Source organism: Lonepinella sp. BR2474 (assembly GCF_051851555.1).
Lineage (GTDB): Bacteria > Pseudomonadota > Gammaproteobacteria > Enterobacterales > Pasteurellaceae > Lonepinella.
Window position 1 is genome coordinate 154,717 of record NZ_JBPDVH010000002.1, and the last position, 20,507, is coordinate 175,223.

Below are 20,507 nucleotides of genomic sequence, written 5' to 3' on the forward strand. Positions count from 1 at the left end.
TTTCCTTAAATCAAAGGGTATGTTGCTCGAGTATTTGACGCACCGGTGAAAAACTACGGCGATATTGTGGTAACACGCCAAATTCCGCTAGCTTTTCTAAATGGGCTTTAGTGGGATACCCTTTGTGTTTGGCAAATTCATATTGTGGAAATTGTTGATCTAATTCTAACATTTCTTGATCACGGGCTACTTTGGCTAAAATAGACGCAGCACTGATTTCAGCAACTTTACTATCACCTTTTACCACCGCTTGTGCCGGCATGGGTAAATCAGGAATACGATTACCATCCACTAACACAAACTGCGGTGGAATTTTCAGTGATTTTACCGCTCGCTGCATGGCAAGCATGGTGGCATGCAAAATATTCAGTTCATCAATTTCCTCGGGTTCCGCACGGCCTAACGCCCAAGCTAAGGCTTTTTGCTTGATTTCTTCCGCTAATAATAAGCGTTTTTTCTCACTCAATTTTTTGCTATCGGTTAAGCCATCAATAGGCTGATGGGGATCTAAAATGACCGCAGCGGTCACCACCGCCCCAACTAAAGGGCCTCGCCCGACTTCATCCACGCCTGCAATCAACTCAACGCCTTGCGGATATTCAAAATCTGACATGGTTATTTTCCCTCCAATAAATCAATCACGGCATTGGCGGCTTGGCTATCGGCATCACATTGAATAAATTGATGTAATTCAGTAAAACGCTGAATTAAAACTTGACGATTTTGCACCGCACTTTCGGATTGGTCTAAATAAACCGATAATTTTTCGGCTAATTTTTCAGGGGTACAATCCGCTTGTATCATTTCTGGCACCAACATGTCATTGGCTAACAGATTTGGCAAGGAAATATAGGGTGTTTTCACTAAGCGTTTGGCTAAAAAATAAGTGAGTGGTTTCATGCGATAACCCACCACCATAGGTGATTTACACAGCATACATTCTAATGCGGCTGTACCTGACGCAAGTAAAGTCGCTTTTGCGATCATCATGGCTTGGCGAGCGTTGCCATCCAAGATAATCACATCAAGTTCAGGTGCAACTTGCGCCTTAATTCGTTCAAATTGATCACGGCGTTTTTCACTGACTAAAGGCACTAAAAATTGCAAATGAGGATATTGCTGTCTTAACAATACGGCTGTTTTTAGAAAAGGTTCGGTGAGAAACTCAACTTCTGAACCCCGACTTCCGACTAAAATCGCCAGATACTGTTGCGTTGGATCAAGATTAAGAATTTGACATACTTCGGCACGGTTTGGCTTTAACGGAATCGCATCCGCCATGGTATGCCCAATAAAGCGGCAAGGCACATTGAAACGATCATAAAAGGCTTTTTCAAACGGTAAAAAGGCTAGCACAAGATCGGTTGCTCGGGAAATTTTATGAATCCGTTTTTGTCGCCACGCCCACACGGACGGGCTGACATAATGAATGGTTTTAATGCCTTGATTTTTCAGTTTTTGTTCGACATATAAATTAAATTCAGGGGAATCAATCCCAATAAAAACATCCGGTTTTTTGGCTAACAAGGTTTGTACCGTGTTTTTGCGGATTTTTAATAGTCTAGGCAAGTGCTTTAAAATTTCAGCCAATCCCATCACCGAGATTTCTTCTATATCAATCAGGCTTTCACAGCCCTCAGCGAGCATATTTTTGCCCGCTATCCCGATAAATTTGGCTTGTGGGTAATGACTTTTTAAAGCACGAATTAAGCCCGCCCCCAAAATATCACCCGAGACTTCACCGGCGACAATGGCAATAGTAGGCGTAATTTGCGGAGGATTTACTTGATTTTCCACTTCACTGTCCTTTATAAAAAATCACCGCACTTTATGTTCAAAAATGCGGTGTAAATTCGTCGACTTTTTTCTAGCGAATAATGCCACGTGTGGAGCGTTTGAAAAAGGCTAAGAAGAAACTGATCGCCGATTCTGTTTTGGCGTAATGTTCAATTTCTGGCATCACTTCTTCTAAGGTTCGGTCGCTCCGATAAATTAATTTATAGACGTTGCGAATGGCGTGTAACGTCGGCTTTTCAAAACCACGGCGTTTTAAGCCCTCAAGATTGACACCAAATGGACGAGCATGATTGCCTTGTGCCATCACATAAGGTGGCACGTCTTGACTGACCATGGAACCGCCACCTAACATCACGTGCGCACCAACAATCACAAACTGATGGATAGCAGACATGCCACCAACAATCACAAAATCATCTAATTCCACATGACCAGCAAGCGTTGCATTATTGGCTAAAATACAACGGTTTTTGATTTGGCAATCGTGAGCAATATGAGCGTTAACCATAAATAAATTGTCATCCCCAATACGTGTCACCCCGCCACCTTGTACGGTACCACGGTGAATGGTGACATTTTCACGAATACGGTTACGGTTGCCAATAATGGTTTTAGTGGGTTCGCCATTATATTTTAAATCTTGATTGACTTCACCAATGGTGGCGCCATGAAAAATCTGATTATCTTCGCCAATGGTCGTAATACCATTCACCACAACATGTGAATGCAAAACGGTACCTTTACCAATTTCCACTTGTGAACCAATCACACAAAATGGTCCGATCACCACATCTTCACCAATTTTAGCTCCATCCTCCACAATGGCAGAGGGATGGACTTTCGCACTTGAATGGATCATATCTGCTCCTTATGCTTAATGATTAACGTCTTGCACACATGAGTTTAGCTTCACAAGCCACTTCGCCATCGACTTTAGCGATCCCTGTAAACGCCGTGATACCACGACGTTCTCTAATCACTTCGACATATAATTCAAGTTGATCGCCCGGTAACACGGGACGTTTAAAGCGAGCGTCATCAATTCCGGCAAAATAAAACAGTTCTCCGCCTTGTAATTCATGGGTTTTAAATGCTAACAAGCCCATGGATTGTGCGAGCGCTTCGAGAATTAATACACCTGGGAAAATCGGTTCTTGCGGGAAATGACCGGTAAAACAAGGTTCATTCACGCTCACATTTTTAATTGCTTTTAACCACACACCCTCTTTGAAATCTAACACACGATCCACTAATAAAAATGGATAGCGGTGGGGTAATAATGTCATAATTTCTTTTGTTTCAATAATACGAGATGGGCTAGTTTCTGTTGTCACAATAATTACCTTCAATGTTTTTCAATTTTTAATATGTCTTGCTTAATTATACATGATTTAAAAAATAGATTGTAGTAAAACCGTCATAAAACAGTGATCCGCTGAGTTCATGAATAGGTAAAGTGCGGTGAAATTTAAGCCAATTTTCAATCATAAAAAAGCTCACCATGAAGATGAGCTTATCGAAATACGTTAATTTAGTCGGCTAATTTCTTTTCCAAGGCTTTAAGCCGTTTATTCATCTTGTCAATATCCATGGTTAACGCTGCAGTTTTACGCCATTCTTTGTTGGGCTGTAATGGAATACCGGAGGAATAAACACCGGGTTCAGTAATCGGTCGCATAACCATACTCATCCCCGTCACGACCGCTTGATCGCAAATCTCCATATGACCATTGATTACACTGGCGCCACCAATTTGGCAATAACGTCCGACGGTGAGACTGCCCGCCATGATGACGCCACCTGCGACGGCGGTTCCTGTGCCAATATGCACATTGTGGGCAATTTGACAAAGGTTATCAATGATCACATTATCTTCAATCACCGTGTTATCTAATGCACCACGGTCAATACAAGTGCAAGCGCCAATTTCCACATGGTGACCAATCACGACCGTTCCCGTTTGTGGAATTTTGATCCAACGTCCACGTTCGTTCGCATACCCAAAACCATCACTCCCAATCACCGCACCTGATTGAATTAAACAATGTTCACCGATTTGCACATGATGATAAATCGACACATTTGCCCATAATTGCGTGTTCGCACCGATTTGGGCGTGCTGTCCAATAAAGCAACCGGCACCAATCACCGCATTGTCACCGATCACCGCCCCATCTTCAATAACGGCATTTGCGCCAATGCTAACATTTTTACCTAAAGAAACCGTGCTAGAAATCACCGCACTTGGCGCAATATCTGTTGCTGCTTTAGGTGTACTGTCCATATATTGAGCCAGTAAGGCATAGGCTACATAAGGATTTTTCACAATGATGAGGTTCGCTTGCTCGGCACAAAATTCCACATCCGCCTCTGACACAACCAAAATGCCGGCTTGTGAAAGGGATAAATAAGGACGATATTTCACATTGGAAATAAACGTGAGATGGGTCTTGCTCGCTTTATCTAAAGGCGCAATGGCCGTCACAAAAACATCGGCGTTGCCACGCATGACACCGCCGATATGTTCTGCTAATTCTTTTAATGTATAAGAACGCATAAAGTAATTAACCTGTTAAAAGATTATTTTGCTGCTGGTTTTTCAGCGTCTTTGCTATCGGCTTTCATTTCAGCTTGAGGAGCGTCTGCTGTTGGCACTTTACCGCCAATGGCTTTTAACACCTCATCACTAATGTCTTTCCCGTCAATAGCAAACACGACTGAATTGGCGTCGAGCACATAAGTATAGCCTTTTTCTTTTGCTAATGTATTGGTGGCGTTTTGAATTGATTCTAACAATTTCGCACGTTCCGTCATTTCTTGCTTTTGTGCCTCTTGTTGATATTTCTGCACTTTAGCATCATGTGCTTTCATCAATTTATTGATTTCATCTTCACGTTTTTTAATGTCTGCACTACGTAAATTTTTGGCCTCTTTTTGTAATGCCGCAATTTTGTTATCAATGGATTTTTTACTCGCTGCAAGTTCATCAGTTTGTTTTTTGAACCCTGCATCTAATTTTTTCGTAATCGCTTCACGATCAGGGTGATGATCAAATAAATACGCTGCATTAATAAATGCAATGTTTTCTGCTGCAAATGCAGCAGATGAGGCGAAAGCTAAGGCTAAAGAAAGTGCGGTGGCTTTTACAATTTTTTTCATGGGGATAAATTTCCTTTTTCATTATCATATTGTTGAGGTGCCAAATAAACACTATTTGGCACGGGTATTGCTTAGAGGTTATAAAATCCGATTAGTTCAATCTAAATCAATTAGAATGATCCACCAATACTAAATTGGAATTGTTCAATATCATCGTTCTCATATTTTTTCAATGGTTTCGCATAAGAGAAAACTAACGGCCCAATCGGTGATTGCCATTGGAATCCTATCCCTGCAGAAGTCCGAATACGGCTTGGATCGCTGTAATCTGGCATATTTGGATAGGTGGCCTTAAATTTATCTTTATCTGCGTTAGACCATTTTGTATTCCAGACGCTGCCCGCATCAAAGAATAAAGAGGTACGTACAGAATTTTGGTTCTTATCTGCGACAAATGGCGTTGGCACAATCAATTCAATACTAGACGTCACCATGGCATTACCACCGATAATATCGTCGTCCCAACGAGGACCATCTTGGGTAAGATAAATCGCTTGCGGTCCCACCGCACCAGAGGCAAAACCACGTAGGGAACCAATACCACCCGCGGCATAGTTACGATAGAACGGTAAAGATTTTCCACTAAAGCCATTAGCATAAGCGGCACCTGCACGGGCAGAAAGCACCCATGTACGGTTACGATCTAATGGATAATAACCTTGTGCATCTGCACTTAATGTATAGAATTTGTTATCCGATCCTGGAATCGTCACGGAACCACCTAAACTCGCTCTTACCCCTTTGGTTGGGAAATAACCGCGGTCTAAACTGTTGTAGTTCCAACCCGCTTTAAAGGTGAAGTCTTGTGATTTAAATGAGGTACCACTATACCCCATGGAATCAATATATTTTTGGCGAGTATATTCTGGAACCACATTTTTCAGTTTATTATAAGCATAACCCACACCTAAATAGTAAGAGTTATTTTCATTGACTGGGAAACCTAAGGTTAAATCGATCCCGTAAGTGGTACGTGCATAACTGGCTGACGTATCATCATCAGAGTTATCGTATTTTTCATAATACACGTTTCCACCAAGACTGACACCGTCTTTAGTGAAATACGGTTCGGTATAACCTAGGTTAACACTGGTGGTATAGTCATCTTTACGACCACCCAAGCTAATAGACGAACCCATACCCAAGAAGTTATCTTGTTTGACACTCGCTTGATAGCTAAATCCACTCTCTGTCCCGTAACCGATACCAAAGTTAATACTCCCTGTATTACGTTCTTTGACATTATAGATAACATCTAATTCATCATCGGTACCTTTTACATTTTCCGTACGTTGTTCCACGGTTTCAAAGAAACCTGTACGCTCTAAACGAATTTTACCCAGTTCAACTAATTGGGAAGATAACCATGTTCCCTCTTGTTGGCGCATTTCTTGACGCAAAGTTCTGTCTGCCGTAACGGTATTGCCCTCAAAACGAATTTGGCGTACAGAATAACGACGCCCCGCTTCCACAATATAGGTTAACGCCATCGTTTTATTGGTTTCATCAAATTCTGGGTGAATATTCACTTGCGCATTCGCATAACCCTGTTCGGCCAATTTGGCACGAATATTATCTTCCACGCTTTTCACTTCACTGCGTTGAAACTCTTGATTTAAATGAATTGTTTTTAACAGCGGTGCCAAAGCATCTTGCATGCCACCGACATCCCCGATAATTCTGGCATTGGTGACAGTATAAATCTCACCCTCATCCACCACAATTTTCACTCGAGCTTCATTTTTATCATCACTGATTTGCACGTCGGTGTCAGTCACTTTGGCTTTGGCATAACCATGTTCGCCATAATAATCTTGGATTGCACCTAAGTCTTTACTGAATTGATCCGCCGCAAATTTATTACCAAAGAGTTTCCACCATGAGTCCGTTTGCAGTTCCATTTGTTCTTTTAATTTGCTGCTCGACACATGATTATTGCCCTCAAAGTTCACTTCTTTTAATAGTGCGACATCATTTTCTTTAATTTGTAATTTTACTTCTGCACGATTGTTTGGCAATGGGTTAACAATGGCCTCGACTTTTGCGTTGTAACGGCCTGTACTGGCATAATGCTCCACTAAACTTTGGCGGAAACCCTCTAATTTCTCACGATTTAAGGTTTCACCTGATTTAAATCCGTTTGACTCCAAATTTGCTTTTAATGCCTCATTCGGAATAGAGCTGTTACCATCAAAGGTCACTTCGGTAATGATCGGCTGTTGAGTCACCCCAATCACTAAGGTATTGCCCTCTCTGTCTGCTCGTACATTATCATAACCACGAGCGTAAAGGGTTCTCACCACATTGGCAATATCATTATCAGTAGCACGTTTGCCGACTTGCACGGGCAATCCTGCTAACACGTTCATTTCTGAACCAGATTGCACACCTTCCACACGAATATCCTGTACCACAAAAGGGGCCGCATAAACACTCGCAGAACCGAATAATAAACTAGCTATTAAAAGTTTTTTCATCTTACAATGACCTTATTAAATTAAAGTAACGCGGATAAAATTTCTATATTAAAAATTTTTACACATTCGTTTACAAATAGGATACGCATCCATACAATCTATACAGACTGCTAAAATTTTAAAACGTTCTATAAACGTAAAAAATCATTAAACAAAGCAAAGGCTGTTAACATCAATAAAAGGGTGGCACCAATGCGATAAAACACATTTTGCACCTTATCAGAAACAGGCTTGCCTTTAATTCCTTCCGCTGCCAAAAAGACCAGATGTCCGCCGTCTAATACGGGCAATGGAAATAAATTCATCATCCCAAGGTTTACGCTAATTAACGCCATAAACCCAAGATAGTACACGAAACCGATTTGTGAGGAAATCCCTGCACCTTGAGCAATCGAAATTGGACCACTTAAATTATTCAGCGATAAATCGCCAGTCAATAATTTGCCGATCACTTTCAGGGTTAACCAAGAAAGTTGTGCGGTTTTTTCCGCCCCTTTCCATAAGGCATCAAGCATATCATATTTTAATTCCGTACGATACTGTTCATTCATCGGATGAATGGTCGGTGCGATCCCAACCACATAACGGTTTTCTTGCTGTTCTGGCATTAAAGTCACCGCCAAGATTTGCCCCTCACGATGAATTTGTAGCGACAACGGATGACCTTGTTGCACTTGTTTAACAAAATCTTGCCATGCAAAGGTTTCACCTTGTGCAGTATAAATTTCATCACCGACCAATAAACCTGCTTTTTCAGCCGGCGAATTTTCCACCACTTTGGCAATTTTCATTTCCACTTGATTGCCTACGGGTTGAATGCCCAAGGCACCAAAAGCACTTTGTTTATCGGGATCAAATGTCCATGCTTGGATATTTAAGGTTTTTTGTTGTGGACGATTTTCCCCAAACGGCGTGACGGTTAATGTGACTTGCTCATTGCCTAACTTGGTCGCCAACAACATATTAATGGTTTCCCAATCCGGTGATTCGGTGCCATCTACCGCCAAAATTTGGCTATTCGGAACAAGTTGTGCTTGTGCCGCAATGCTGTTGGGTTTAACGCCATCGATGACCGGTTTTACACTCGGGATCCCCACGGCAAACACCACCCAATAGGCTAAAATAGCAAAAATAAAATTGGCTGCTGGGCCTGCCACAATCACAAACATACGTTGTAACACGGTTTTACTGTTAAACGATTGGAATTTTAGTTCTTCTGGCACGGTTTCATTGCGTTCATCTAGCATTTTCACATACCCCCCCAAAGGGATTAAGGAAACGGCAAACTCGGTACCTTGCTTATCTTTTCTTGACCACAAGACTTTACCAAAACCAATGGAAAAACGATGCACTTTTATACCGCACTTTCTGGCCGCCCAGAAATGCCCATATTCGTGTACCGATACCAGTACACCAATCACAATAATAAACGAAACTAACGACCACAAAAATGACATCAATACCGCCTGTTAAAGCCAGAAAAAGTAGAAATACGCAAAGAATGGGGCGGCGGCGGTTAAGCTATCAATACGATCCAAAATACCACCATGCCCAGGGATTAAATTACTGCTGTCTTTAATGCCACTTTGACGTTTAAACATGCTTTCGGTTAAATCGCCTAACACCGAAACCGCTACGGTTGCAATGGAAAGTGCGGTTAAACTTAAGGTATTTCCGTGCATAAAGAACTGATCGCCGACAAAATAAATAAATAATTCTGACAACACGCCAGCGGTAATCACACCGCCAATCACACCTTGCCAAGTTTTCCCCGGCGACACTTTCGGGGCTAATTTATGTTTGCCAAATTTCCGCCCTGCAAAATAGGCGCCACTGTCGGCCGCCCAGACTAACACAAATACATAAAGCAATAATTGAATGCCGTGTAAACTGTCAACATTGTAATTTTCTAAACGTAATGCAGCCACCGCAATTAAAAACGGCACCAACGTCACACAAGCGAAAATAATTTGTAAAATGACCGATTTGCCCCAAATATTGGCGGAAGTCGGATAGGTGATCACCAAACCCAGTGCGACAACCCACCAAATCACGGCGACTAATAATAAGGGTTCTGCATAATCCGCAAACACACGCCCAGCATTGAGATAATCCGCTTGGCTAAAAATCCAAACAAATAACATTGCCAAAGCAATCGAGGTCGCCACAAAACGCCAAACGATTTTTAAGCGTGGAAATTGCGTCCATTCCCACACGCCAGCAGTGACGATCACGCCTAACGCCAAAGTAAAATAGAATGGCGAGAATAAAAATAATGCTGCACAGACCAGTGCAATCATCACGATTGCCGATAAAATACGTTGTTTAAGCACGTGTTTTCCCTCTTTAAGCCCCGCCAAAACGGCGTTCTCGTTGTTGATAAGCCCAAATAGCTTGGTTAAATTCTTGTTCACTAAAATCTGGCCATAATACCGGTGAAAAAAATAATTCGGCATAGGCAATTTGCCAGAGTAAAAAATTACTGATCCGCTGTTCGCCACTGGTACGAATTAATAAATCTACGGGCGGTTGCTGTTCTGTGACCAAATGTTGCTGAAACAAATTTTCATCAATCTGATCGACAGCGAGTTCTCCCGCTTTCACTTGTAACGCCAATTTCTGTGCGGCTTGCACAATATCCCAACAGCCACCATAATTAGCCGCAATATTTAAGCAAAGTGCGGTGTTTTTTTCAGTTAATTTTTCTGCGTTGATAATTTTTTGTTGTAATTTTTCACTGAATTTGGAGGTATCGCCGATAATATTTAACCGAATATTATTTTTATGCAGCTTTTTCACTTCCGAATCCAAGGCTTGCATAAATAGCGTCATCAAGGCCGACACTTCCTGTTCAGGACGATTCCAGTTTTCACTGCTAAAAGCATACATGGTCAAGGATTGCACCCCGATTTGGCGAGCATAAGACACCGCACGGCGTACCGCTTTTACCCCATTTGTATGCCCAAATATACGCATTTTACCTTGGCTTTTCGCCCAACGTCCATTGCCATCCATAATGATGGCCACATGTTTCGGTATATTATGCGGATCTAATTCTTTCATTTAATCCTAAATCACAAAGGTGAATTGAAAATTTGGGCGTGAATATAGCATATTTCCAAGCCATATGTCATTGAGTTTTTACCACATTCCTTGCAAATTCCCGAGCCAAGCGATCCACTTCCAAGACATCATCAATCGCTAAAATCTGTTGTGGTTGAATTTTTTCCACCACCTGTTGATTGACCTTGGCAATATCGGTGAATTTAATTTGCCCATTTAAAAAAGCGTCCACGGCGATTTCATTGGCCGCATTCATGGCAGTAGTGGCATATTGCCCAGCGGCAAAGGCATCCATGGCTAATTTCAAATTCGGGTAGCGATTAAAGTCAGGTGCTAAAAAAGTCAAGTCATTAAGCTGATAAAAATCTAACGGTGCAACCCCTGAAATAATACGATTAGGATAGGCCATAGTTTCCGCAATCGGCGTACGCATATCAGGATTCCCCATTTGTGCAATCACCGAACCATCAATATAACGCACCATAGAATGAATAATAGATTGTGGATGAATAATCACTTCCATTTCATCGGCACTGGCATTAAACAACCAACGAGCCTCGATATATTCCAGCCCTTTGTTCATCATAGTCGCACTGTCCACCGAGATCTTTTTCCCCATCGACCAATTCGGGTGAGCCACCGCTTGGGCTGGCGTAATGCTATCAAATTCACTTAAATCCGTATAACGGAAAGGACCGCCAGAACCTGTTAGCACAATTTTGCTAATACCCAATTCCTTTAGCGGACAAAAACCGATTTTTTGCTGAGCCTCGGGCGGTAAAGATTGGAAAATCGCATTATGTTCGCTGTCCACCGGCAACAGTTGAGCATGATGTTTTTTCACCGCATCAATAAAAATCTGTCCGCACGTAACCAAACTTTCTTTGTTGGCTAACAACACTTTTTTACTGGCTTGTACAGAGGAAAGCGTTGGCAACAATCCTGCCGCCCCCACAATCGCCGCCATTACTTGATCCGCATCAGGGTGAGCGGCTAATTCGCAAATCGCTTTTTGTCCGCTTAATACTTCCGTTTTACTCCCAAGTGCGGTTAATTTTTCGGCTAATTTTTTCGCCGCACTTTCATCATCTAAGGCGGCAAACTGCGGTTGAAATTTCACGCATTGTTGAACCATTAAATCCACATTACGTCCACCTACTAAGGCAAATGCCTGATATTGTTCGGGATTATGTTCGATAACGGAAAGTGTACTGGTACCGATTGAGCCTGTTGAGCCGAGGATAACGAGGTTTTGTTTTTTCATCATGAAACTTAGTTCCTTTTTGATTCTAAAAAATATCAAACTGAATTAAAAGATCTTGTAATTTTTGCTTATGTACTAACTGCAATTCTTTATCTTGTTCTACTAATTCAATATATTTATTCATAAATAGCACTGGATTAGAAATCAAACGTAAATAATATTTCAAGCTAAAATATAAACCATTAACAATTAATTGACATCCATGTTGTTGTTTAATATCTTGAATTAATTTATTAATACCTTCTTGTTCTATATTATTAGCACTTACTCCTGACAATATATAGTAACGACTTATTGAAAACTTATTGATTTTATCATAAGCTACTCTCACCATGTGCATTGTTGGTGACTTATCTAATTTAATTTCTAAAGATTCAAAAACTTTCCCATTTTTCAAAACTTCAATATCACCACCACTTTTAGAAGTTCGATCGGAAGCTGTATGACTGCCCAAGGGAGACAAAATACAATTTTTAAATCTCCCTAACTCAGTAACCAAAATAGAATATATCGCATAAAAAGCTATAACTGGTAATTTTGAACCACCATGAGTATGGTAATTTTCAGAAAAGTGTTGTTGTAATAATTGAATAATAAGATTAATATCTATATCAAGTAGATCTATTTTATTAATAGTGATTTTATTTTCTTGTTGAAATTGAAAACCACCCTTTAATAACAATAACAAAATATCTTTAGCTTGCTGTTGATTTTTATTGATATTCTCCACTGTATCTAAAAAAGCATCTTTAAGTTCTTTAGGGGTAATTTTCCCATTATAATTTTTGTCATAAGCGTAAGCCTGTTCTAAACTTCTTGTTAGCCAGCCACTTTCTGCCATTGCAGGTAAACCTAATTCCTTTAAAACAGGTGTGACATATTGAGTATCAAAAGAACGACCAGAAAAACCATTTTTTAGTTCAATTTTATGTTGACGAATATCCTGTGTTGGATGAGTAAACTTATATAAAGCAAGTGTAATTAAAACAGTATAAACTCCTTTATTTTTATCAATCCGAGAAATAATATATTCCACATTGTTTATTATTTCATTATCTAAATCCATAACAATATCTTGTGACTTCCTATAACAATCTGTCAATATTTGACGAAAATCTGTATCTATCATTTTATCATTACTCATTTAATAGTTGAGATTTTATTTGAATAAAAATTTCTTCAATCATTGGAATAGCAACTGAATTACCTATTTGGTTATAACAAGCAGATAATTGACTATGCTTTTTAAACGATTTTGGAAATCCCTGTAATTTATAACATTCATCAATAGTTAATTTTCTCACACCTTTATTATCATAAATAAAAAAACGTCCTGATGATTCTTGCGATGGAATTGTTGGATGTGTACCATTTATATGATAAATGCGATTAGGTTGCTTATGCACTCTTGATAAATGTTCTGTATTTGGACGAACCCCAGTAGTTCGAATTGTTTTATTACGGTAGCCACAAAAAATCAAACCTGATGACTGCTTTTTGCACAAACTCTCATCTAATAAAGTATATTCACTCTTACTCAAATATTCATCGTCATAATTATCTAAAATATCTTTAATTTTTACTGAGGGTCTATGTTTTAATTTGTTAAAATCAAACCGTTTATTTTTATGTGCAACAATAATAATACGTTCTCTATTTTGTGCCAAACCAAAGTCTTTTGCATTTAATACTTTCCAAGCAACTTGATAATCTAACTTTTCTAAACTTTGAACTATTACCTTTAAAGTACGACCATTATCATGATGAACTAAATGTTTTACATTTTCTAAAAAAATAACCTTAGGATGTTTGGATTGAATAATCTCTAATACATTAAAAAAAAGCGTTCCTCTAGTATCATTAAAACCTTGTTGTTTTCCTGAAATAGAAAAAGGCTGACAAGGAAACCCTGCACACAAAATATCATGTTCAGGAATAGAGTTAGGATCAACCAACGTTACATCGCTTGCAAAATGATTATTATTAAATAACTCGGGGGATATTTCTTTAAAGTTTTCTTGATATGTTTCTCGACATTGTTTATTCCATTCAGCAGCAAAAACGCATACTCCCCCCTGATTATGTAATGCATAGTGGAATCCCCCAATACCTGAAAAAAGATCAATGAACTTTAATCTATAACTATCTTCTCTCACATTTTCCTGTATTTTAAGAGGCGCAATATTATGCAAATTAGAACTCTTTATAACATAGTCTAACTTGGGAATATCATAATCAAAATTTATTGTTAATTGTCGCATTGTATTTTACTATTGGATCTTAGAATTAAATCACATTATAGCGTTTCTGCCCATAAAATGCGATAAGTTAGTCACTTAGTTTTAACTCTGTTTACACATCAATATATTAAGCTAGTAATAAAAAAGTGGACATTTCGCCCACTTTACTCTCAATTATATCAAAACTACAACCCAGCCGCCTTTCTCAATTCTTCTGCACGATCCGTTTTTTCCCACGGAAATTGCTCACGTCCGAAGTGTCCATAAGCGGCGGTTTGACGATAAATGGGTTTAATTAAATCTAACATTTTAATCAAACCATAAGGGCGTAAATCAAAGAACTCACGCACAAGATTAACTAACAATTCATTGCTCACTTTGCCTGTACCAAAGGTTTCCACCATAATAGAGGTTGGATCCGCTACGCCAATCGCATAAGACAGTTGGATTTCACAACGATCTGCCAGCCCTGCTGCCACGATATTTTTTGCCACATAACGTGCGGCATAGGCAGCGGAACGGTCGACTTTAGATGGATCTTTGCCCGAGAATGCACCACCACCGTGACGAGCGGCACCGCCGTAAGTGTCCACGATAATTTTACGCCCAGTTAAACCACAGTCGCCCATTGGACCACCGATCACAAAACGTCCTGTTGGGTTAATAAAATATTTCGTGTCTTTATTTAACCATTCTGCTGGCAAAATCGGCTTAATAATTTCTTCCATCACGCCGTCAATTAAATCGGCTTGGCTCACCGTATCACTATGTTGCGTGGAAAGCACTACGGCATCCACACCGACAATTTTGTTATTATCATATTTCAAGGTGACTTGGCTTTTCGCATCGGGACGTAACCAATCTAAGGTGCCATTTTTACGCACTAGTGCTTGACGTTCCATTAAGCGGTGAGCGTAGGTAATGGCGGCTGGCATCAATACATCGGTTTCGTTAGTGGCATAACCAAACATAATGCCTTGGTCGCCCGCCCCTTGATCTAATGGATTCGCACGGTCAACCCCTTGATTAATATCAGAAGATTGTTTACCAATGGCATTTAATACGGCACAAGAATGGCCATCAAATCCCATATCAGAATGTTCATAACCAATTTCACAAATCACTTGACGGGTTAAGTTTTCAATATCTACCCAAGCAGAAGTGGTAATTTCACCGCCAACCAACGCCATACCTGTTTTTACATAGGTTTCACAGGCGACACGTGCTTTAGGATCTTGTTTTAAAATTTCATCTAACACCGCATCTGAAATCTGATCGGCAATTTTATCAGGATGTCCCTCTGATACACTTTCAGAAGTAAACAAATAGCTTGACATAATGTTCCTTAATTTTTCATTTAGAAGTATAGACGGCTATAATACGCATTTTTGCCTAAAATGCAAGCATTTTATTTTGTTTTTATCTGAAAATAAAAACAGGTAATATGCTATGAGTGATGCACATTACCTGTTTTTTAAGGGTGATTAATTTGTTGCAGCGGTGATCACAATTTCAATTTTCCACGCCTCATTGGCTAATTTCGCTTGAATCGTCGCTCGTGGTGGCGCATTATTGTCGGCCACCCATTCGTCCCAAGCACGGTTCATTTCGGCATAATCATTCATATCCACCAATACAACTTCAGCCCGTAAAATACGGGTTTTGTCGGAATTAACTTCCGCCAACAAACGATCAATTTCAGCTAATACATCTTTCGTTTGCTCATAGATAGGTTGATTTGGCGTATTGGCTGGAATTTGTCCCGCCAAATAGGCAACGCCATTGTATACGGTTACTTCGGATAAACGCTTGCTAATGTGAAAACGTTGAATTGTCATGTTTACTTCCTTTGGATTGTGTTTTAAATAAGGGAAAGCTAAAATAAACGAAAATTTCTTATTTTGTCAATCAATTATTTAAGCATGAAATTATTAATCTCCAACCAACACGGCGCCATTGTGATGGCGTTAATGCCCTTTTTATACGGCATGTTGCTTTCCCACCCCATTTGGCAACATGCTTTTCTACTGCTCGCTTGGTTTTCCTTATATTTAATGAGCTACCCTTTTCTCAATTTGTTTAAAGGAAGAAATCTCGCCTTCTATAAACAATGGACCCTCATTTATGCTGTCGCCTGTTTCATTTTTGTGATTCCCGCACTTTTGCATAATTGGAGAATTTTATATTTTGCTATATTGTTTATTCCATTCAGTTTCATCAGTATCTACTATGCAAAACAAAAAAATGAACGTGCTTTATTCAATGATCTCAATGCCATTGTGATTTTTGCGATTGCGGGAATGGCCGCCTATTATTTTGCGGAAAACCAATTTGATCAACGGATTTGGTGGGTTGCCGTGTTACCTAGCCTATTTTTTATCGGTGTCACACTTTATGTCAAATCAGTGCTACGTGAGCGAAAAAATCCTTATTATTTGATCATTTCGATTGTTTTTCATACCCTTTGTGTAATCGCTTTCCTCCCTTTCCAACAAATATTATTCGCACTGGCGTTTGTGCCACCATTAGTCAGAGCCATTATATTGCCAACGAAAAAGCTCTCCACCAAACAGGTGGGTTTAGCCGAAATAATTATTTCACTGATCTTTTTTATCCAGTTGCTAATTGCTAGCTTATAAATAAAAAAAACCACCCAAATTTTGGGTGGTAGGAAAGTAGTTTAGCTATTATCTAGTTATATTTATTTAGGAACTTTATGAATTATCAAGCATCTTCTCTTGATGCGGGAATCATATACAAAAACCTTACAAATAAAAAGTCTAATTCACCTATTCATTGATTAATATCAATTTTAAGGGGTGAATTCAATAAATTTACACCGCACTTTATAAAAAATGTTTAAACTTTCAACTTTTTTTGATAAAGATGCAATTTTTCTCTGTTTAATAATTTATTTTATCCTCAGAAAAGTGTATTCTATACCACATTATGACTTTTAAAACGTCTGTTCAGTATTTACTGAATATCTTCTAACTTCAACCCTTAATATAGGTTAATTTATGTCAAAATTAGTTCTTATCTTAAACTGTGGTAGCTCATCTTTAAAATTTGCTATCTTAGATCCTGTGTCTGGTGACGAAAAATTATCAGGTTTAGCTGAAGCGTTCTATCTGCCAGAAGCACGTATTAAATGGAAAATTCACGGTGAAAAAGGTAATGCCGATTTAGGTGCCGGTGCAGCTCACAGCGAAGCCTTGAAATTTATCGTTGAAAATGTATTAACTCAAGAATTAAAAGACAGCATTGTCGCAATCGGTCACCGTATCGTTCACGGTGGTGAGAAATTTACTTCCTCTGTTATCGTAACAGATGAAGTGGTAAAAGGTATTGAAGACGCTATTCAATTTGCTCCATTACACAACCCTGCTCACTTAATCGGTATTAAAGAAGCATTCAATATTTTCCCTCACTTAAAAGACAAAAACGTGGTGGTATTTGATACTGCATTCCATACTACCATGCCGGAAGAAGCCTATTTATATGCTCTTCCTTACTCACTTTATAAAGATCATGCTATTCGTCGTTACGGTGCACATGGTACAAGCCACTATTTTGTTAGCCGTGAAGCCGCCAAACGCTTAGGCGTGGCGGAAGATAAAGTGAATGTCATCACTTGCCATTTAGGTAACGGTGGCTCAGTGTCTGCTGTTCGTCATGGTGAATGTATTGATACGTCCATGGGCTTAACCCCATTAGAGGGTTTAGTGATGGGAACTCGTTCTGGTGATATTGACCCTGCAATCGTGTTCTATCTATACAGAAATCTTGGTATGTCAATGGACGAAGTGGAAGAAACCTTAGTCAAAAAATCAGGTTTATTAGGCTTAACTGAAGTGACGAGCGACTGCCGTTATGCAGAAGATAACTACGATAAAGAAGAACCAGCCAAACGTGCGTTAGATGTGTATTGCTACCGTTTAGCTAAATACATTGGTTCTTACATGGCCGTTATCGGTGAGCGTTTAGATGCCATCGTATTTACTGGTGGTATTGGTGAAAACTCTGCTCACGTACGTGAAATCACTTTAAACCACTTAAAATTATTTGGTTATAACGTGGATGATGAGAAAAACTTAGCCGCACGTTTCGGCAAAGAGGGCGTAATTACCAAAGAGGGGTCACCAATCGCTATGGTAATTCCAACTAACGAAGAATTAGTGATTGCACAAGACACTGCTCGTCTTTGCATTAAATAATCCCAACAACAGCCGATGATTATCGGCTGTTTACTTTTGCATTCAGTACAATCTCAATATAGGAAATATTATGTCAAGAACGATTATTCTTATTCCCATTAGTAGTGGCGTGGGCTTAACCAGCGTAAGTCTGGGTTTAATTCGAGCACTTGAACAAAAAGGGGTCAAGATCGGCTTTATTAAACCCATTTCACAACCAAGTTCAGGTGAGGATAAATTAGACCGCACCACTTCCATTGTTCGCACCAGTACCGCACTTGAAACCGCAGAACCTGTGATGTTAAGTGTGGCAGAAACCTTAATTGGTCGCAATCAATCCGATGTCTTATTAGAAAGAATCGTTGAACAGCACCAAACATTAAGTAAAAACAATGAAATTGTGGTGGTCGAGGGCTTAATCCCCGCTCGCAAAAATTCCTATGCCAACAGCATTAACTACGAAATCGCACAAGCCCTTGATGCGGAAATTATTTTAGTGGCCGCACCGGGTAATGACACCCCTGTGGAATTAAAAGAACGTATTGAAGCCGCCGCAGCCTCTTTTGGTGGCAAAGAAAATAAAAACTTACTCGGCGTGGTGGTAAACAAATTTAATGCCCCTGTGGATGAATCCGAACGTACTCGTCCAGATTTAACCGAAATCTTCGATTCTTATCAACATAGCCATAATCAAGCCGGTGAAGTCTATCGCTTATTTGCCACTAGCCCAATTAAAGTGTTAGCTTGTATTCCTTGGTCGGCAGAACTCATTGCCACCCGTGCCATTGATTTAGTCAAACATTTAGGTGCGGCGATTCTTCATGAGGGGGAAATCACCACACGCCGTATCCGTGGCATTACATTCTGTGCCAGAGGCTTACAAAATATGGTGGAACATTTCCGCACCGGTAGCTTATTAGTGACCTCCGCTGACCGTCCCGATGTATTAGCTGCCGCCGCACTTTCTGCCACTAACGGTGTAGAATTAGCGGGGATTTTATTAACAGGTGGTTACAAAATTGATGCACAAATCAGCAAACTCTGCCAACGTGCCTTTGAAACCACAGGCCTACCGATTTTCCGTGTAGAGGGTAACACATGGCAAACGGCGTTAAATCTACAAAGTTTCAATTTAGAAGTGCCAGTGGATGACAAAGAGCGCATTGAAAATATCAAACAATATACTAGCGAACAATTTGATGCAGAATTTGTTAATCAATTAGCGGCTGCCTCTACGCGTATCCGCCGTTTATCCCCACCTGCGTTCCGTTTCCAATTAACCGAATTAGCTCGTGCGGCGAAAAAACGCATTGTATTGCCAGAGGGCGACGAACCTCGCACTATTAAAGCCGCTGTACTTTGTGCGGAACGTGGCATTGCAGAATGTATTTTATTAGCCAACCCAGCAGATGTTCAACGTGTAGCAGAAGCGCAAGGCGTAACATTAGGCAAAGGTATTACGGTTATTGATCCTGCCTCCGTGCGTGAAAACTATGTGGATCGTTTAGTAGAATTGCGTAAAGCTAAAGGCATGACAGAAACCTCAGCTCGTGAGCAATTAGAAGACAATGTGGTATTGGGTACCATGATGTTAGAGGCCAACGAAGTGGACGGCTTAGTGTCAGGTGCAGTTCACACCACAGCAAATACCATTCGCCCACCAATGCAAATCATCAAAACGGCACCAGGTAGCTCGATTGTTTCTTCTATCTTCTTTATGTTGCTACCAGATCAAGTGTTAGTTTATGGTGACTGTGCAGTAAACCCAGATCCAAACGCTGAACAATTAGCGGAAATCGCCATTCAATCCGCCGACTCAGCCAAAGCCTTTGGCGTGGATCCAAAAGTGGCCATGATCTCTTACTCAACAGGCACATCAGGATCTGGTGCAGATGTTGAAAAAGTGAAAGAAGCTACCCGTATTGCCAAAGAAAAACGCCCAGATTTAATCATTGACGGCCCATTACAATATGACGCTGCCGTGATGGAAGATGTGGCAAAATCCAAAGCGCCAAATTCTCCTGTTGCGGGTAAAGCGACTGTATTCGTGTTCCCAGACTTGAACACCGGTAACACCACCTACAAAGCAGTACAACGCTCTGCGGATTTAGTGTCTATCGGTCCAATGCTGCAAGGTATGCGTAAACCAGTAAACGACTTATCTCGTGGGGCATTGGTGGATGATATTGTGTACACTATTGCGTTGACAGCGATTCAAGCGACACAATAAGCAAAAATTCGTAAAATTTACACCGCACTTTGAGTGATTGAAGTGCGGTGTTTTTTCTCCAATTTTTACCTTGCACCCACC

The 20,507-nt window shown here is 40.1% G+C and carries 18 protein-coding genes; 3 read left to right on the forward strand and 15 right to left on the reverse strand.

The features are described from left to right. Positions 1-10: 10 nt before the first annotated feature. The 15 genes from rnhB to ACTG7Q_RS03685 form a co-directional block, all read right to left on the reverse strand. Positions 11-613, reverse strand: coding sequence for a ribonuclease HII (gene rnhB, locus ACTG7Q_RS03615; protein WP_439240987.1), 603 nt, complete (start codon positions 611-613; stop codon positions 11-13). 2 nt (positions 614-615) lie between these two features. Continuing rightward, complete coding sequence (lpxB, locus tag ACTG7Q_RS03620; RefSeq protein WP_439240989.1) at positions 616-1,797, reverse strand: lipid-A-disaccharide synthase; 1,182 nt, start codon at positions 1,795-1,797, stop codon at positions 616-618. Positions 1,798-1,867: 70 nt separating this feature from the next. After that, a complete protein-coding gene (gene lpxA, locus ACTG7Q_RS03625; protein WP_439240991.1) occupies positions 1,868-2,656 on the reverse strand; it encodes an acyl-ACP--UDP-N-acetylglucosamine O-acyltransferase in 789 nt (262 codons plus the stop codon). A gap of 22 nt (positions 2,657-2,678) precedes the next feature. Further along, positions 2,679-3,131: a 3-hydroxyacyl-ACP dehydratase FabZ gene (gene fabZ / locus ACTG7Q_RS03630; RefSeq protein ID WP_439240993.1), complete on the reverse strand. Its 453-nt coding sequence runs from the start codon at positions 3,129-3,131 to the stop codon at positions 2,679-2,681. A gap of 197 nt (positions 3,132-3,328) precedes the next feature. Beyond that, positions 3,329-4,354 (reverse strand): UDP-3-O-(3-hydroxymyristoyl)glucosamine N-acyltransferase, encoded by a 1,026-nt coding sequence (gene lpxD, locus ACTG7Q_RS03635; RefSeq protein ID WP_439240995.1) that lies wholly within the window; start codon positions 4,352-4,354, stop codon positions 3,329-3,331. Between the two features lie 23 nt (positions 4,355-4,377). Then, positions 4,378-4,956, reverse strand: a complete 579-nt coding sequence (locus ACTG7Q_RS03640; RefSeq protein ID WP_439240997.1) for an OmpH family outer membrane protein — start codon at positions 4,954-4,956, stop codon at positions 4,378-4,380. A 110-nt stretch (positions 4,957-5,066) separates the two neighbouring features. Continuing rightward, on the reverse strand, positions 5,067-7,433 hold the full coding sequence (bamA, locus tag ACTG7Q_RS03645; RefSeq protein WP_439240999.1) for an outer membrane protein assembly factor BamA: 2,367 nt from the start codon (positions 7,431-7,433) through the stop codon (positions 5,067-5,069). A gap of 128 nt (positions 7,434-7,561) precedes the next feature. Next, entirely contained in the window at positions 7,562-8,890 is a 1,329-nt protein-coding gene (gene rseP / locus ACTG7Q_RS03650; RefSeq protein WP_439241001.1) for a sigma E protease regulator RseP, read from the reverse strand. Positions 8,891-8,902: 12 nt separating this feature from the next. Further along, positions 8,903-9,766 carry a phosphatidate cytidylyltransferase gene (locus ACTG7Q_RS03655; RefSeq protein ID WP_439241003.1) on the reverse strand — a complete coding sequence of 288 codons (864 nt, stop codon included), beginning with the start codon at positions 9,764-9,766 and terminating at the stop codon, positions 8,903-8,905. 13 nt (positions 9,767-9,779) lie between these two features. After that, positions 9,780-10,496 carry a polyprenyl diphosphate synthase gene (uppS, locus tag ACTG7Q_RS03660; protein ID WP_439241005.1) on the reverse strand — a complete coding sequence of 239 codons (717 nt, stop codon included), beginning with the start codon at positions 10,494-10,496 and terminating at the stop codon, positions 9,780-9,782. A gap of 67 nt (positions 10,497-10,563) precedes the next feature. Next, the gene (gene ispC, locus ACTG7Q_RS03665; protein WP_439241007.1) at positions 10,564-11,763 is read right to left on the reverse strand and encodes a 1-deoxy-D-xylulose-5-phosphate reductoisomerase; all 1,200 of its coding nucleotides are present in this window, start codon (positions 11,761-11,763) and stop codon (positions 10,564-10,566) included. A gap of 22 nt (positions 11,764-11,785) precedes the next feature. Further along, the gene (locus tag ACTG7Q_RS03670) at positions 11,786-12,826 is read right to left on the reverse strand and encodes a hypothetical protein (protein ID WP_439241009.1); all 1,041 of its coding nucleotides are present in this window, start codon (positions 12,824-12,826) and stop codon (positions 11,786-11,788) included. A 70-nt stretch (positions 12,827-12,896) separates the two neighbouring features. Continuing rightward, the gene (locus tag ACTG7Q_RS03675; protein ID WP_439241011.1) at positions 12,897-14,021 is read right to left on the reverse strand and encodes a DNA cytosine methyltransferase; all 1,125 of its coding nucleotides are present in this window, start codon (positions 14,019-14,021) and stop codon (positions 12,897-12,899) included. A gap of 164 nt (positions 14,022-14,185) precedes the next feature. After that, the gene (metK, locus tag ACTG7Q_RS03680) at positions 14,186-15,337 is read right to left on the reverse strand and encodes a methionine adenosyltransferase (protein WP_439241013.1); all 1,152 of its coding nucleotides are present in this window, start codon (positions 15,335-15,337) and stop codon (positions 14,186-14,188) included. Between the two features lie 147 nt (positions 15,338-15,484). Continuing rightward, complete coding sequence (locus ACTG7Q_RS03685; protein ID WP_439241015.1) at positions 15,485-15,838, reverse strand: RidA family protein; 354 nt, start codon at positions 15,836-15,838, stop codon at positions 15,485-15,487. An 84-nt stretch (positions 15,839-15,922) separates the two neighbouring features. Here ACTG7Q_RS03685 and ACTG7Q_RS03690 point away from each other — a divergent pair, with 84 nt between their 5' ends. From ACTG7Q_RS03690 to pta, 3 genes are all read left to right on the forward strand, one after another. Beyond that, positions 15,923-16,639, forward strand: a complete 717-nt coding sequence (locus tag ACTG7Q_RS03690; protein ID WP_439241016.1) for a YwiC-like family protein — start codon at positions 15,923-15,925, stop codon at positions 16,637-16,639. Between the two features lie 381 nt (positions 16,640-17,020). After that, positions 17,021-18,217 carry an acetate kinase gene (locus tag ACTG7Q_RS03695; protein ID WP_439241018.1) on the forward strand — a complete coding sequence of 399 codons (1,197 nt, stop codon included), beginning with the start codon at positions 17,021-17,023 and terminating at the stop codon, positions 18,215-18,217. Between the two features lie 70 nt (positions 18,218-18,287). After that, the gene (gene pta, locus ACTG7Q_RS03700) at positions 18,288-20,426 is read left to right on the forward strand and encodes a phosphate acetyltransferase (RefSeq protein ID WP_439241020.1); all 2,139 of its coding nucleotides are present in this window, start codon (positions 18,288-18,290) and stop codon (positions 20,424-20,426) included. Positions 20,427-20,507: the final 81 nt, after the last annotated feature.